Below are 15,571 nucleotides of genomic sequence, written 5' to 3'. Positions count from 1 at the left end.
GCCAAGGCCCCTTCTTGTATCATCTCACCTATATCGTTTCTATCGCCATCGAGATCAGTGACAATAATATCACAAGTCTTTCGAATTTCAAGAAATGCAGAAGCAGCCCCATCTGCAGCGACAAAAACGGCTTGAGACATCCTTGGATTCGTTGTTACCTCCTCCAGATGTCTATGGAGAGAGGGACCTGCCCCACATACAACAACATCATTCCCCCTAATTATGGATTTCAGTCTCTGTAGCATGGGTTCTGGATTTGTATCAACAAGAAGTTGATGCAAGGTTTCAGTTGCCCTTTGATCTGCCTCTGTATCAAGATTTAGTCTTAAGGCAATTTCCTGATAGTGCGGTTTCCATGCTTCCCATCTCAAAAATTGGCTCACCTTCTTGGCTTTCTAAACTCTAATCTCCAGACTATGTGGCTGTCTTGATAGCAAGGCCAACTTGGCTGGCTATTACTGCTTCTGCAACGTCATGCGCTCGAATAATATCTGCGCCTTTGTTGACAGCTATTGCGGTAGCCGCTATAGTTCCTGTAAGTCGATTGGCCGGTTCTGGTTGATTAAGCAAGCTGCCCAGAAATGCCTTTCGAGAGACTCCAATCAATAGAGGCTGCCCTATCTCAAGAAACTGATGGAGGTTCTTGATAATTGCGAAATCTACGTTAGCGGGTTTTCCAAACCCTATTCCTGGATCTATTATTATCTTCTTCCGGTCTATTCTAGCATCTGCAGCTATATTGATGCTTTCTCTCAGTGCGCTAGTAGAACTATTTACATCTGTGCAACCTCTACTACAATGTGCCATTAGTATGACCGGAACCCCATATTGTGCCACCAATGATGCCATATCCGCATCTTCCTTCAGTCCTGAAATATCGTTCACCATTGATGCCCCCTTCTCTAGAGCCAGCTCTGCGACAGATGCCGATGTGGTATCAACAGAAATTGGCAAATCAGTGCATGAATCTAGGATTTCCATAGCGTGGTCGATTCGCTGCATTTCCATTTCAATTGAGATTTTCTCTGTCCCATAGATGGATGTCGGAGCACTAGATGCTCCCCCAACATCAATGACATCTGCGCCCGCTTCCTCCATCTTCTTAACTAAGGAGATTATCTCTTTGTCTTCCGATGCAACCGAGTTATTGTAGAACGACTCTGAAGAAACATTAAGCACTCCCATAACTCGAACTTCTGCACCGCCCCCTATCTCCATGCCGTCCAATTGAACGATGCATTTCTCCATACAATCTCAACCCAACGAAATGGTCAAAAAGAAGAAAATAAAACCTAGTGTATGAGGCTAGAGCTAGAAGCTGATGATGCACTATGAATGATCGTCTCAAGCGCACTCACCTGTATGACTGGCACAAAGCTAACGGTGACGTAGTTGATTTCGCTGGCTGGGAAATGCCTGTTCGCTATTCATCTATCCGGGAAGAACATATGGCTGTTAGAGAAGATGTCGGTATCTTTGACACGTCTCATATGTATCGTTTTCACATTGAAGGCGTGGAAGCGGCAGAGTTCCTCCAGCGGCTCACAACCAATAATGTTTCCAAATTGAAGGTGAATAAAGGGCAATACAGTACCTGCCTTAATCCAGAAGGAGGAACTCATGATGATCTTATGCTGTACAGAATCGAAGATAACAAGTACATCTGGATTACTAATGCAGCTAACGGGCCTAAGATTTGGAATCACATGAAGAAGCATTCAAACAACTTTGAGGTCGATGTAGAAGATTGGTCTCGTGAAATTGTGATGATTGCGATTCAAGGTCCAAAAGCCCTCAATTTACTAAACCGCATTACTGAGATTGACGTAAATGAGACATCTCGTTTCAGCTGCAATCCTGTTGATATTCTGGGCCATAGCACCTATCTTTGTCGCACAGGATATACTGGAGAGGATGGTGGCGAGATTCTTCTACTTGATACCCCCTATACTGATGAAGGGAAGAAAAAAGCAACATCATTCTGGGAAGGTATTCTTTCGGAAGGTGAAGATTTAGGAATCAAAACCTGTGGGCTCGGTGCACGTGATTCTACAAGATTGGAAGCCGGGTTTGTATTATATGGCCATGAACTTGACGAGGAAACTACACCCATTGAAGCTCGGATTCCCTTTGCTGTGAAATTCAAAGTATCTCCACATTATATTGGATACGATGCGCTAAAGAAACAAAAGAAATCCGGTGTAGACAAAACAAGAATCGGTCTTGTTATGAAGGAACGTGGCATTCCAAGGCAAGATTACAAGGTCTTTCATGATAATACGGAAATCGGCCACATTACAAGCGGTATACCCTCGCCTATCTTGGACAAGGGAATTGCCATGGCATATGTCACTCCTGGATCAGTAGACAAGGGCGACGTTGTAGATGTCGATATTTACAAGCGGCTCAGAGAAGCAGAAGTTGTATCTTGGCCTTTCTATGACACCGATAAGTATGGTATGTCAAGAGAATCGTAATATGGTAACTGTCATATAGCTGTCAGTTGTCAACTATAAAGTGGTGGACTAAAATGAGTGAAGACACCGAAATAAAAGATGGGCTGTATTACAGTGAAGAGCATGAATGGGCGAGAATCGAAAATGCCCTCGTGACCATCGGCATAACTGATTATGCCCAGAACTCACTACATGAGATAACTTTCGTCGAAGTCTCTGGTGCGGGGGACGAAATCAATGCTGGTGATGAATGCGGATTCGTTGAGTCAATGAAGGCATCATCGGAAATCTATTCTCCTTTGAGCGGAGAGATTATCGAAATCAATGGTGACCTAGAGGATGCCCCCGAATTGCTGAATGAGGATCCCTACGGTGAAGGCTGGTTGTTCAAGCTCAAGCCATCTGCTCTCGATGATGAGCTAGAAGACTTGATGGATGCCAACGGCTACGCTGAGTATATCGATTCTCTTTAGAGGATGAAATATTGAGCTGGAATGGGGAGTTCCCCTCCATTCCTTCTCTTTCTGCACACCAATTCATGGCACTTGCATTCTCTTTCTATTCCTTTCCTCTTTGAATTGCATTCTTTCTCGTATTCTGTCATTCTGTTTTCAACGTACAACAGTAGAACTAACAGCAACCTTTTTAGCAGGCCCAAGATTTCCTCGCTTGAATCCGAGGCACAAAGGAGACAGTATATTTCATGTCACGATTTAGTAGATTCAAAAGGTCTGCTGGGAGATTCTTCAGAAGAGCGTTCCATAAACCCCGGGCTGAGATTAGCCGTGGGTCAATTATGTTAGTCATCGCTTTGACCCTCATATTTTTTGCCGCACTAGGTTTACGCTTGGCCCCGCTTATTAATGCTCAGCCTTTGGTTCGCGCTTTTGACCCTTGGTTTCAACTTCGAGTTACTGAATATATAGCGGATCATGGTTATGGAGCTTTCTTCAACTGGTATGATGATTCTACATGGGTCCCATATGGTCGCAACATGACAAAGACAAGCTACATAGGTGTTCCATTCACCAGTGCTTTCTTCTATATGTTAGCGAATAGCCTGGGAATCAGTGTCAGCGTCAAGTATGTTTCCTTAGTTATGCCCGCCTTGATGGGAGCTCTTACTACTATTATTGCCTTTTTCCTCGGAAAAGAAATCTCGAATAACACAGTTGGTCTTCTTTCATCATTATTTATGGCTTTCATGCCCGCTTTCATCCAGAGAACCGTCGCTGGTTTCTATGACAACGAATGCATAGGTGTTTTTGCTATTGTCTTAGGACTCTATTTCTTTACCCGTGCCATTCGGAGAGATTCTCTTTCGTCCGGTGTTATGGCTGGCCTCTCATTAGCCTATCTCCGAGCATCTTGGGGTGCAGGTAATTTTCTACTCGATTTGTTTGCCGTATATGCATTTGTTATGTTATTGATAGGTAGATACAGCAAACGACTTCTTTCATCCTATGTACTAACCATCTCGTTGGGAATTTTCCTAGGTGGCCTTGTTCCTAGAAATGGATTCAATGATCTAACCTCATTTTCTATACTTTTACCGATTGGTGTAGGATTTCTGCTTGTTGGATATGAAATTTGGCTGAGAATTGGTGCTTATCGACAAGCAACAGCTGAAGCTCTTGCTCCCCATATGCGCTCAATCGGTTTGGGTCTGATTACCTCTGTTGTTTCTGTTGCAAGCTACTTGATCTACGCAGGTGGTCGAAGTCTTACCATCACTCCCTATAACACAAATCCCTTAATTACGCTGGGTGGTAAATTCGTAACGGCGATTAATCCCTTCTATCGATTGGACGAACGGATATTCGCTTCGGTTGCCGAGCACCTTCCTAGTCCATGGAGTAGTTTCTATCAAACGATTTTTGTTCTAATCTTTTTCTTCCCCTTAGGGATGTATTTTGCCTTTAAGAGAGGGAGAGACGAAGATTGGTTAATCATCTTGTATGGGCTTGCTTCAGTATACTTTGCCGGTAGCATGATTCGTCTTTCGCTTATCCTTGCTCCGGGTGTTGCAGTGCTTTCTGCAATAGCTGTCAATCGCGCACTTTCACCTTTCGCGAAGATTGTAACCGAAAAAACTGTGTTTGAAAGACGGCGATTCAGGATGAGCAAGTCCCTTACATCCGAACATGCCCTTGCCGCTTATGCTTTCGTTGGACTTCTTCTTACCGTCAATCTGGTGCTTGGTGTTCAATATGCCATAAACCAAGTTCAGAATCCTGAATTTGCAGCGTCTAACTTGGATTCTGATACACAACGTACAGATTGGCAAACTGCAATGACATATGTGCGGCACACTTTGCCTGAGGATGCCATCGTTGCCAGCTGGTGGGACTATGGCTACTGGTTGAGAGGAGCCGGAGGAACACAAACCATCGTTGATAATGCGACATTCAATAGCACGCAGATTGCAAAGATGGGATATGCCCTCATGGCCCTTAATTTGACGGAATCATTACGTGTATTCAAGACGTGGAACGCCACTCATGTTTTGGTTTACTGGGGGCATAGTGTTCCTGGTCTTGGTGGAGATGAAGGAAAATGGCCATGGATGGTAAGGATTGCAGAAGATAGGCTTGGAACGTCTGTCATAGATGATGAGACGTATCTGGGTGATGATCCTTCAACACCAGATACTGAAGAAAGCGAGGCCACGCTTGAGCCCTTCTATTCATCTACACTCTTCAAGTTGCTTAGCTACGGTGAGCCGAAGTCTGCTCAAGAAGCTCAAACTATGGGCTTGCCACAGGGTCGGGTTAGCCTAGATACAACGGATCGATCGTACATCAATAACCAGAAATGGACGTCCCATATGCCAGTAAATCTGCATGGTGCCTTTGAACCCCCTCACTATAGCTCACCATGGGGTACCGTCAAGATATATGAAATCAACTACGATATGTACTACCAATGGCTGAACAGAAGCAGAGCTGATTGGGTACCAGACAAGAACCCCCTATCGGATGTTTCCATGGATGGAGCCCTATCTGATGCCGAAGAGGATTTCAGTAAGTTTGATGTTGTATTTGGTGGCGGATACGACGCATCAGTATACTCCGCTGCAAATTCAACCCATGTCTATTATGGCATCAAAATGAACAACTACACTAACACAGAGGATGCAATCGGCTTCCAGGTTGCTCCACTTGACAAACCCGATCAAGCAGATATCCGTGTAGCGAACTATAGTGGACAGCAATACTATGACGGCTATGTAGGCTATGATGGAGAATGGTCAGCAGACTCCAGTGGTAGCAATTCCACTGAACTTGCTGGTGGCGAGCACTTCACCGAATTCCTGATTCCATTAGATAGCGGTGAAGCACAGGATACGACCATGAATCCAGGAATGAATTACCAGCTACGCTTCCTCTTCTGGAACAACATCAGAAGTGGTGAACCAACATTCACTTCAGAATGGAAGACTTTCTGGACTCCCGTTGATCTCTATTAAACCTACTCTGACACCCATACATGGTCTAGCAGAAGGATGTCAGTCAAAACTGGAGCTGTAATGTGTACGCTTCGGGCTGGTATCCTTCACTCTCTATGGGTAGCCGGTTATCAATGAATTTGGTAGAATTAAAAACGACAGAGAGACTTGCGAAATTCACTGTAAGTCAGATTTGCTTTTTCTCTTTGCTGCTCGTCTGTACTCGCCATACTTGTCTTGCGGAGAGTATCTGGCAGGATGTGGGTTTCCCACATCACCCCCACAGTGAGGACATGTTTCACTATCAAGAGTATATCTGGAACACTTCTTACATTTGAAAAGATGAGTCATTTTCAACGCCTACTTCCGCTTGAACTCCATCGAGCCATTGCTTTTCTCGACTTTGGTCCGGATTTGCTGAAGAACGTCTGAAAGAAGATCTTCGCCTTCTTTGTAGTTGAGACTCTCTATGCGCAATTTGTATCGTGGGGATCCCAGTGTGTAGATATCAAGAGAAGAATTCTCACGGCCTTTGGCAACTTCAAGGCCTTCCTTAAGTGCGTCCTTTATGACTTCCACGCCGCCCGGGCCAGGCACACGGATACTTACCTCGCCATCAATCTCAATGGAGGGAATCTCGATTCTATCAGCAGCAAGCTCGGCAACAAGGTCCTTGATTTTCTTGCTGGTGTCTATATCCTCAAGCGCTTCTTTTCCTTCCACTGATGCCATTTCAAGACCTTTGTAGATTTCACCATAGTTGTCTTCTAATGGCCATCCAATTTCTTCATATATCTCTTCTAGAGACTTGTTAGTTTTTTCGCCAACTATTTCGAGAAGCTTTTCTGCCTTTTGGGCTCTTTTCCAAGCTTCGTTCTTCGCTCTTTTCGCCTCGTCAGAGACACGTCTGAGTGAACAATCTATATGCCCTTTCCGCTTGTCTACGTCTAGGACTCGAACAACAATACGCTGATTTTCGTGAATATGATTACGGATGTTCCTTACCCACGTGCTACTGACTTCGGAAATATGTATGAATCCCTCTTTATCTCCATATTCGGGCAATTCTACATATGCACCATAAGGTGCTACCTTTGTCGCAACGGCTACTGCATATTCATCTGGTGCAGGCCATTCGGCACGCTTAAGGACCATCTATCATCATGTCTCCATACTATTCGTTAGTATTCCTTCAAGGAAGTACTTCTATCTCTCTTGCGTTGGGCGTCAGTTCTGCTTTGCCCGTACTGGGCTTGGCAAGGACCTTGTCGCACTTTAGACATCTCACTTCGGTTGCTGCACTGCCGAATATGATTTGTTCTTCTTCACAGTCAAGACACTTGACACGCAAGAATCTAGACCGAGGTTGCTGAACGAATTCCTTTGGCATCTATGGTTAATCTCCCATTTAACTAATCTTTGAGGTAGCCTGGAAAGGGAAAAACACCCCTCTGGGGCTTAACTACGGATTGACATCCGTGATATTATAACTCTATCGAAGCGGAGCGTGTTTTATGCGCGGACAATTTCGAGCTTCTTAATTCTCATACCTTTCTTCTGAATAGTATGACCGCATTCTCGACATGTATACTTCAAGGTCGCCTTTTTCGTAGTTTTAGCGAATCTCTTCTGAATTGGCTTGGGGAAAGATCCGTAGCCTTTCAGTTTTCGCTCCATCCTTCTATTTCCCTCGGACATCGGGCTTTCTCGACCTTTCTTGTACTGAGACACACTATGTTCTGTATACTGATTGCATCGTGGGCAGTATTTGTTCAGCACGTTCTTAATCTTCATGGATTCTGTTCCTCCGATGTCGGTTACATTTTTGCTCGCTAAACCGTTTATAACCCTTAGGAAACAAACGGTACGATGTGATGCTTCTTAAATCAGAATGTGGGAAATGACTGTTGCAATAAGCAGGACTGCTGCAAAAACAACAACGACAGTAGGTCCAACTTTTATTCCTGGGGTTTCATCTTCAAAGAATCGGATGAGTCCAGCCCCACCAGATGGCATTGGCCCTTCACCGCTGCTTCTGCTACGCCTTCGTTTCTTACGTTTCTTGGGCATTTATGTCAGTCTCCCAAACAAACCAGCAATCTGGACGTTTTTAACATTTTTGACAGGAGCTGCCATCACAATGAAGAAATTTTCACTTTATACTCTTTTAAGGGCAAACACATGGTGATTCACCGCATTTAGAACATACCCCACTATACTTTGAATAGAAGGCTTCTGCGAGATTCACATCGAGGAGGTTCGCAAGAGAACAAACCCAAGCGAGAGCATCTCCAAGCTCATCAGCAACCAACTTCTCCTTCCCCTCCATAATTGCGTTGTTCAATTCAGCCAGCTCTTGAAAAGTGCGGAGCAGAGCGTAATCAACGCCCCGCTCACTATCCCTATCAAAGTATATCTGGCGCATCATATCCTGCGCTTCTTTGATTCTCATATCACCATCTCAGGCAGAAGTGCTTCTGTGCTTCAACCGTTTGTTGATCCAGTTATTTGAATCGGATGAATTTGTAGGCATCTGTATCTGTATCAAATGCATAGTGTACCTTCTGGAAATCGTTTCTGAATGCTTTGACTTCCTTGCCGATTTTGTCGGTATCTTCGCCCTTGACTACAACACGGTGGATAAAATCGGCTATTGCGTCCATCTCCGATTCTTCCATACCCAGTCGAGTTACTTCACTTGTGCCCAACCGGATTCCGCCAGGCTTCCTGTAGTCTCGACCCATCTTCTTGTCCCAGGGCAGAAGATTGCGGTTGATTATGATATTGGATCGCTCCAATTCCTCCTCAACTTTTCTACCATTCTTCATTGGTGTATCCGCCACATCCACAAGGATTGTGTGGGATTCGGTGAAGCCCTTATGCTCGGCAACTACATTCAAACCGCGTTCATAGAGTGACTGTGCCAATGCCTGTGCATTGTCAATGATTTGTGCCGAATATTCCTTACCAAATTCTGCCATCTCAGCTAGTACCACTGCCAGGCCAGCCACATTGTGGAGGTGATGATTGCTCATCATGCCTGGAAAAGCAGCTCGCTTTATTGCGTCGCCGAACTCTTCCTTTGATAGAACCATTCCATGCTGTGGCCCTGGAAGTGTTTTGTGAGTAGATGCTGTCATGATGTCAGCCCCCTCTCGAAGTGGATCTTGGAACCGGCCTGCTGCAATCAGACCTGATACGTGAGCTGAGTCATAGCCGATGCGCATGTCGTACTCCTTTGCAACCTCTACGAATTCCTCGACAGGATGGGGGAATGGAAATACGCTGCCACCGAACAGGAGGAACTCGATTGGTTTACCCGAGTCCTCGACTCGATGGATCTTATCGATGCTTGCGTCAACGTCTATGTTGAACTCTTCCTCATCGAAGACGTAAGTCTGCACCTTATGCCCCCTGATAGCTCCCGCAGTTCCACCCAGGCTGCGCCTCGCATGTGAGATGTGACCGCCATGAGCGATGGAAAGGGCCATCATCCGCTCTGTAGGTTTCATCACAGCTGTGTACATCATCAGATTCGCAACGACACCGGATATAGCCCGAACATCTGCGAACGGTGCATTGTATAGCTCTTTCGCAAGCTCTATACATTTCAACTCAACTTCATCTATGTACTTGCAGCCTGCATATACTCGCTCACCCGGCCATCCTTCTGCGTAACGATCTCGAAAATCGCACATGATGGCTGATCTAACCGCCGGCGAGGACACATTCTCAGAGGCAATCAGGTTGATGGTGTTACTCATCCAATTCTCATGTTTCTCTATCAGATTGAATACCTTTTCATACTGCTCCTTAGGTTTTGTCAAGTTGCGCACTCCCAATATTGAGACTGTGTTCCGGTAACCGGCCCTCTGTTATATGGCTTATGACTCACTCATTTCCCCCTTTACCACAATCTCTATAAATTCATGACTCACATCCACAGAAACGTGGGCCAGTGGCTAAGCCAGGTATAGTGTCAGATTCTATCTGATGCACCTAGAGCGACAGTGTATACAGAACTGCTCTGTGTACGTTGAAGCTCTTAACTTGTAGATGCTGGGGTTTCCCCAGACTCGAGGAATGGTCAGGGGTTCTTGGCTTTTGATTTCCAAAGGCCAGCCCAAAAATCCCCTCTGGCCCGCCATCCCCATAGTAAAGCCATATGAGTCTCCTTCTAACACCGAATCGACTACTGACGGTTTCTATTGTTCATCGTCTCTGGCTTCTTCGGCTAGCCTCATCATCCGCATCGAATATCAGAGATGCTTTCCAAGATATCTTCAAACCTACATTTCTGAAGACCTTTTTGAAACACTTGTTCTACAACCTCCGAGGAGTCGTTACGATTATAGAATGCAGCTAGTTCGGCCCATCCACGTGTGAATTTAGGCGCATTTCGTATTTGAGCGTTGAGGACCTGATGAGCAGCGTCTAAGAGGCTAACATCTTCAAGCAGCAAAGCAAATCCAATGAAATCTTTTGAGCTCTGAGGCTTTATCACAATGTTTCCATCTGATTATTGGAGCTTCGGAAAAAGTACACTGTTGTTTGACAATAAACAGTAACACCCTCGTTCTACATTTGTTAGTCTTCGTACCTATGCAGGCTTATCACGTACTCATTCCTGTCTTGGTCCTCGTCTCTGAAATACTCAATACTACTGTGATACCTTTCAAGCAGAAGCCGTGCACTGAACAGATTGAGATTAAGCGTTGTTGCGTCGGGGATATCCGTGGTCAGCAGTTGGTCAAGTTCAGAGTCCGTAGGTCTAGCTCCATCTGTCACGATTCGGACTTCCACCTGGTTACTTACAACAATGGTCTCTACAGAGACCAGAACTTCATCCTCTCGTGAGAGTATCTCGTTCACGAATATGTTAGTGAGCAGGATATCTAGTTTATTGTCAGCTCGCACCAGCAAAGTATCATGAATCTCACTGATTTCGAATCTGAACTTATTTCCCTTGAGCATCTCTTCTACGGTTCCCTGGGCCTTTTCTATTGCGGTTTCGAGATTGTAGGGAACAAGCTCCTTTTCACCACTGGACTTTATCTCTGAGAGAGTAGCTACTTGTCTATTGAAGAAAGTCGACTCTCTACTGAGTTTCATCGCAGTTTCGATAGTTTGCCTGTATGTATTGTCCAACGATTCCTCACGGGCTAAGATTTCCAAGTACGAAACAATGCCTTGAAGGAGATTCCCCATCTTATGCACCCACATGGAGAGATAGAGGTCGCTTTCCTTCCGGGCCATTTCTAATTCCTTTGTCCTCTTCTCAACAAGGGACTCCAGACCACGGTGTGGCTCAATTATAGCAGTGAATATCATTGCAACGCTTAGCATGATGAATCCTGCTATCACTCCACCAATCCACAAGAGTTCAGCTACTTGGTAGGGATTTTCAAGGAGGCTATAGACAACGAAAGTGTATAGCCAGAAAACTAAAGCTAGTGTTGAACCCAACACTATCCTATCACGAGTATCAAACCACTCCTTAGTATATCGTGCCAAGGATACTACTGCAGTGCTACCTACCACGATTGTCAGTAACCATCCAATGGGTGTGAGCCCTGCCAAGCCACCAGCCGGATCGGTCACCTTGAAGAGTGGATCCTCAGTCAGTAATAACGATATTGAGAATAGGGGCTGAAGTATCAAACCCCAGAGTATGACAAAGTTCCTGTTTCTCGTTGTCAGTTCCTTTCCACCAAAGACAGATCCCGCAAGCACACCAGGTGTGAGTAGGAACCCGAGAGCTGTGACTACCGTCCTGTTACGATCCCGGCCTGCAAGTGGTGAGCCTAGAGTACTAGGGTGCGTCATCAAGAACAAGAACGAGAACACAACAACGTTGGCCCCAAGAAACATGATTATTAGGCTTCTTAGGTTTGGTAACTGAGCATAATGGACAAGCGAGTAAATGAAGACGACACCAGCGGACATGGCCAAGAACGCCATCAAGAATGCGATCCAAAAGAAGGTCCGTTCGTCAGAAACAGTGTTCCAAGCTCTGCCGGTAACGAGGAACGAACATAGAACGAAGAACATGACAATAAATAGCACTAAGAGCGTGTAGTCGTAATACTTGCTCTTCATCGTGGCGCTCAATGATTTCTCAACTCATTCTGAGTACAAAGTATAATGTCTCGGAGCTATAAAGTACTTTCTTGTTGTTTTTCTGAGATTGACTTGCCCCTGTCTTGGCGTTCTCTGTTTGGGCAATTACCGATAGTCTCACACGAGTTCTTACATTGTTCGAGAATTCCAATCATTTCATGGAATTTCATATCTCGGAATCACAGCAATTCGTACACGTGTTCTAAAAAACAAATACACGTATCTTTCAACTCGAACTAACATAGGGTAGTCACTTACGAAGAACAATTCGCTCATAACATGTGGAAGGCAAGAACTTTTCTAGTGACAAAACATTGTAGTTTTATCCTCTGCTTGAGTAGTGGCACGGGATAGAAATCCAAAGGAGTGCAATGTAAATGCAACTACCTTCCGACCCGATTACACTTGGGGCCATAGCCAGCTTGCTTGCGGGAACAGCCACCGGATTGGGTGCTATTCCTGTGCTATTGGGCGGGAATTTTGGCCGGAGAACATTGGATGTTATGCTCGGCTTTGCAGGTGGTGTTATGTTGGCAGCATCCGCGTTCAGTCTCCTGATACCTGCCCTTGACCTGAGCGGTGCTTGGATTACAGCTTTTGGTTTTGCCTTGGGGGGTATCTTCGTACATTTTGCCGACAAATATGTACCTCACGAGCATCTCTTCAAAGGGCATGAAGGTCCCGCTTCTAGTCTTTCACGTATCTGGATGATTATCCTTGCCATAACAATCCACAACTTCCCGGAAGGCTTGGCAGTAGGAGTAGCATTTGGAACCGAGAACATAAGCGCTGGCCTTACTATAGCTCTGGCTATAGGTCTTCAGAACATTCCTGAAGGGCTTGCTGTTGCTATGCCCTTGGTACGAGAAGGCTATTCTCGATCACGGGCTGCGGGCTACGCTTTACTCTCAGGTTTGGTGGAACCGATTGGAGGTTTGCTTGGGGTCTCTATTGTATCTATTGCACGTTTCTTACTTCCGTATGGATTGGCCTTTGCAGCTGGTGCTATGGTGTTCGTAGTATCTGATGAAATGGTTCCTGAAAGTCACTCGGGAGGTTTTGCTCGCGCCGCAACTGTTGGACTAATGCTTGGCTTCATAGTGATGATGATTCTAGACACAAGTCTGGGTTAGAGTGGCTAGAAAAGAACAGCCATCCGCAAGGCGAGGTGAATGCCGCCTCATCTCAAAAGACGAAATGGATGGATTACTCACGCAGCACTGTGCGTACTGAAGAACCACTAGTGCCGCTGCCTATGCATATCTATCAATCCTCTCGAAAATCTCTATCATCTTCTCTTGCCATTCGGGGGGTTGCCGGTGGCCAACCCCTTCAGCTATATGGATTTCAATGTCCGGATTGAGTTCCTTCAGCCGTTCATGTACCGGTTTCAGTTCTTCATACCTCACGTTCAAATCTTCTGAGCCGTGGAAAATAATCAAGTTCGTCTTGGCTAGTTGTCTAAGCGACTCTTCTGTAGTGAAGTCCTTCACAACCTCCATTTCTTCATAGGCTTTCATCGAGCCACTTAGGAGCACAAGATTGTGGTAGAGGTCGGGTCGGTGAAAGAATGTGTTGAGGACGCCGAAGCCTCCCATGGAGAACCCGACAAGAACAACTTTCTTTTTAGGAACCGAAAACATCTCCATCATTTTCTCGGTTATCTCCACAATTTCCTGTATTGCTTCGTCCGGCAGATAGTAATGAGACTCGCCTCTGGCAAGTGGTGCCACAATGATCATTCGAGTTTTGTCATACTTCTCAAGCGGTTCTGCTTTTTCCAGAGTACGTTCGTCATCAGTCGCACTTCCATGCAGTAGGACAATGAGCCCAGACTTTCCTTCCTCGAACGTTGGGGGTATATAGAGTGAGTATGGCTGCAACGTAGAATCCTGTTTACTCCGTAGTCCAAGCCGTAGTCTTTCCCCCTTGATGAAGAGAGATTCCCCGGACTCCACACGTCGGAGACCCTCATCTAGGCGTGTAATCAGATTCTCTATCTGCTGTGGCTCTTGATGTGGCTTAAGTGAATCTAACTCACTATAGAGAGATTCCAATAGCCACTCGAGTGTGACTAGGCTCTCCCTTCTCATCATGTCGTCGGAACCCTCCTGACTAAGGCGAGACACCTTCTCCCTTATCTTAGAAATTCTTTCATCATCAATGATGAGTAATTCAAGTTGATGCGAGTACGCCCCCTCTGAGGTTGAAAGATTCAACTGCAGCTGCGTACGGCCAGTATCAAGAAGGCCCGTATCAAACTCGACCGAGAATGTGTTTAGCCCCTCTGATAGATCGAAATTTTTAGCTGCTAGGTCTTTCTCGCCCAAACCAATGGTTACATCAATTCCATCGGTATATGAAGAATTCACAGCCAGTCTTACCACGCCCGGTACTCCCTGCCGGTAATGCTTGCTTCCGAGTGAGAATTCAATTTCAAGGCCGCTGGATGGTGGTTCTGGTTCTTCAAGCTCATAGACCACATAGTCCCGAAGTTCCTGTTCGGCCATTGTCTTCCAGCCGGGAATCAATGAATAATATTGACACGGATACTCTGCTTCGATTGGCTGAGGTACAATGATGGTAAATCCAATCTTTTTTGTCAGAAATGGACCAAGTGGCTCTGCATAATGCCACGGAGCCATGACAAGCATGTAGGTATAATTGTCATCGGTTTCTATCACTACTTCGCCATCCTCTACCTTCGTAAATGCCAAGTCGATATCCTTGTAATAGACAAAGAGTCTGGTCCATTGGAGTTCCTCTCGCTTTTCAAGCGGGCTGGCTCCGAAAACAGTGAATACATCTGTAAGCTCATTGTCAGTGCGAGGCTGAGCTAGCTGAAACACAAACCCTCCGCCGTTTTGATACGCACGGTCTTTCGATTCCAAGCCTGTCTGATCGATTCTTACGAGAACGCAGAAATATTGGCTTGTGTAGCAGGGAATGAATTCTACATCCCAGAGGTTGTTCTTATCCGTCTGCAGCTGGGGAATCTCCCACAGGTCAATCTTCGTTGCAGGATAGAGATCCCAGGCGTGAGAGGGATGCTTGCTGACTTCTGCCACCTCATCAGAACTGAGATGGAATATCTTATTCATGGTGGTGCCACCTCGGGCTTGACATCTTGAGTCGTTAATTATGTATTACTGTCCAAGATTCGAAGATGAATATAACGAATACAACGATTGAATACTTCACAACGGAGATGGCACCACCGAACTTGAAATCTCCAGAATTTCAAAAACTAAAAACGTGGCGCCGCCGCCAGGGTTTGCCCGGGGCATGGAAATCATATCCCGCTTTGAACCTGGGACCATTAGCCGTGCGCCACGAACCGTGATGCACTACAACTGTCTGGCTCTCGGCCACCTGACCGAAAGGTAACAGGCTTTAGCGGCATGGCGCTATTCGCGCCTCGTACTGTCGCTCTACCGAACTGAGCCACGGCGGCACTGTTCATTTCGAGGCTGGGAGGAAAGACAATATTAAGATTGTTGTTCGGAGATATTTATTCTTTGAGATCTACTTTCCCGTAGTGGTTTTC

The 15,571-nt window shown here is 45.6% G+C and carries 16 protein-coding genes and 2 tRNA genes; 5 read left to right on the top strand and 13 right to left on the bottom strand.

Features of this window, described 5'->3' with window-relative positions; genetic code table 11:
• Both GF309_08020 and folP read right to left on the bottom strand, forming a co-directional pair.
• Positions 1–371, bottom strand: a 371-nt coding sequence (locus GF309_08020; GenBank protein ID MBD3158717.1) for a DUF115 domain-containing protein, incomplete at its 3' end; no start/stop codon positions are given.
• A 43-nt stretch (positions 372–414) separates the two neighbouring features.
• Complete coding sequence (folP, locus tag GF309_08015) at positions 415–1,248, bottom strand: dihydropteroate synthase (GenBank protein ID MBD3158716.1); 834 nt, start codon at positions 1,246–1,248, stop codon at positions 415–417.
• Between the two features lie 83 nt (positions 1,249–1,331).
• Here folP and gcvT point away from each other — a divergent pair, with 83 nt between their 5' ends.
• The 3 genes from gcvT (at position 1,332) to GF309_08000 (ending at position 5,925) form a co-directional block, all read left to right on the top strand.
• On the top strand, positions 1,332–2,477 hold the full coding sequence (gene gcvT, locus GF309_08010) for a glycine cleavage system aminomethyltransferase GcvT (GenBank protein ID MBD3158715.1): 1,146 nt from the start codon (positions 1,332–1,334) through the stop codon (positions 2,475–2,477).
• A 53-nt stretch (positions 2,478–2,530) separates the two neighbouring features.
• A complete protein-coding gene (gcvH, locus tag GF309_08005; GenBank protein ID MBD3158714.1) occupies positions 2,531–2,929 on the top strand; it encodes a glycine cleavage system protein GcvH in 399 nt (132 codons plus the stop codon).
• Positions 2,930–3,159: 230 nt separating this feature from the next.
• Positions 3,160–5,925, top strand: coding sequence for a hypothetical protein (locus tag GF309_08000; protein ID MBD3158713.1), 2,766 nt, complete (start codon positions 3,160–3,162; stop codon positions 5,923–5,925).
• Positions 5,926–6,081: 156 nt separating this feature from the next.
• On the opposite strand, the gene GF309_07995 is transcribed toward GF309_08000, so the two are convergent.
• From GF309_07995 to GF309_07965, 7 genes are all read right to left on the bottom strand, one after another.
• Positions 6,082–6,255: an RNA-protein complex protein Nop10 gene (locus tag GF309_07995; protein ID MBD3158712.1), complete on the bottom strand. Its 174-nt coding sequence runs from the start codon at positions 6,253–6,255 to the stop codon at positions 6,082–6,084.
• A 9-nt stretch (positions 6,256–6,264) separates the two neighbouring features.
• Positions 6,265–7,059, bottom strand: coding sequence for a translation initiation factor IF-2 subunit alpha (locus GF309_07990; protein ID MBD3158711.1), 795 nt, complete (start codon positions 7,057–7,059; stop codon positions 6,265–6,267).
• A 37-nt stretch (positions 7,060–7,096) separates the two neighbouring features.
• A complete protein-coding gene (locus tag GF309_07985; protein MBD3158710.1) occupies positions 7,097–7,294 on the bottom strand; it encodes a 30S ribosomal protein S27e in 198 nt (65 codons plus the stop codon).
• 122 nt (positions 7,295–7,416) lie between these two features.
• Positions 7,417–7,698, bottom strand: coding sequence for a 50S ribosomal protein L44e (locus tag GF309_07980; protein MBD3158709.1), 282 nt, complete (start codon positions 7,696–7,698; stop codon positions 7,417–7,419).
• A gap of 87 nt (positions 7,699–7,785) precedes the next feature.
• Positions 7,786–7,974 carry a preprotein translocase subunit Sec61beta gene (locus GF309_07975; GenBank protein ID MBD3158708.1) on the bottom strand — a complete coding sequence of 63 codons (189 nt, stop codon included), beginning with the start codon at positions 7,972–7,974 and terminating at the stop codon, positions 7,786–7,788.
• A gap of 97 nt (positions 7,975–8,071) precedes the next feature.
• Positions 8,072–8,356 (bottom strand): nucleotide pyrophosphohydrolase, encoded by a 285-nt coding sequence (locus GF309_07970; protein ID MBD3158707.1) that lies wholly within the window; start codon positions 8,354–8,356, stop codon positions 8,072–8,074.
• A gap of 52 nt (positions 8,357–8,408) precedes the next feature.
• Positions 8,409–9,740, bottom strand: coding sequence for an aminotransferase class I/II-fold pyridoxal phosphate-dependent enzyme (locus GF309_07965; GenBank protein ID MBD3158706.1), 1,332 nt, complete (start codon positions 9,738–9,740; stop codon positions 8,409–8,411).
• A 116-nt stretch (positions 9,741–9,856) separates the two neighbouring features.
• On the opposite strand from GF309_07965, the gene GF309_07960 reads away from it, so the two are divergent.
• A tRNA-Lys gene (locus tag GF309_07960) sits at positions 9,857–10,051 on the top strand.
• A 96-nt stretch (positions 10,052–10,147) separates the two neighbouring features.
• On the opposite strand, the gene GF309_07955 is transcribed toward GF309_07960, so the two are convergent.
• On the bottom strand, positions 10,148–10,408 hold the full coding sequence (locus GF309_07955) for a hypothetical protein (protein ID MBD3158705.1): 261 nt from the start codon (positions 10,406–10,408) through the stop codon (positions 10,148–10,150).
• 83 nt (positions 10,409–10,491) lie between these two features.
• Positions 10,492–12,015, bottom strand: coding sequence for a hypothetical protein (locus GF309_07950; protein MBD3158704.1), 1,524 nt, complete (start codon positions 12,013–12,015; stop codon positions 10,492–10,494).
• A gap of 386 nt (positions 12,016–12,401) precedes the next feature.
• Between GF309_07950 and GF309_07945 the strand changes: the two genes are divergently transcribed.
• A complete protein-coding gene (locus GF309_07945; protein ID MBD3158703.1) occupies positions 12,402–13,157 on the top strand; it encodes a ZIP family metal transporter in 756 nt (251 codons plus the stop codon).
• Between the two features lie 120 nt (positions 13,158–13,277).
• On the opposite strand, the gene GF309_07940 is transcribed toward GF309_07945, so the two are convergent.
• Together GF309_07940 and GF309_07935 are read right to left on the bottom strand one after the other, a co-directional pair.
• Positions 13,278–15,125 carry a hypothetical protein gene (locus tag GF309_07940; GenBank protein ID MBD3158702.1) on the bottom strand — a complete coding sequence of 616 codons (1,848 nt, stop codon included), beginning with the start codon at positions 15,123–15,125 and terminating at the stop codon, positions 13,278–13,280.
• Positions 15,126–15,280: 155 nt separating this feature from the next.
• Positions 15,281–15,478 (bottom strand) — tRNA-OTHER (locus GF309_07935).
• Between the last annotated feature and the right edge of the window lie 93 nt (positions 15,479–15,571).

It is taken from the genome of Candidatus Lokiarchaeota archaeon (assembly GCA_014730275.1).
Lineage (GTDB): Archaea > Asgardarchaeota > Thorarchaeia > Thorarchaeales > Thorarchaeaceae > WJIL01.
Note: the sequence above shows the minus strand (reverse complement) of the source record. Positions and strands in the feature narration are given on the sequence as shown.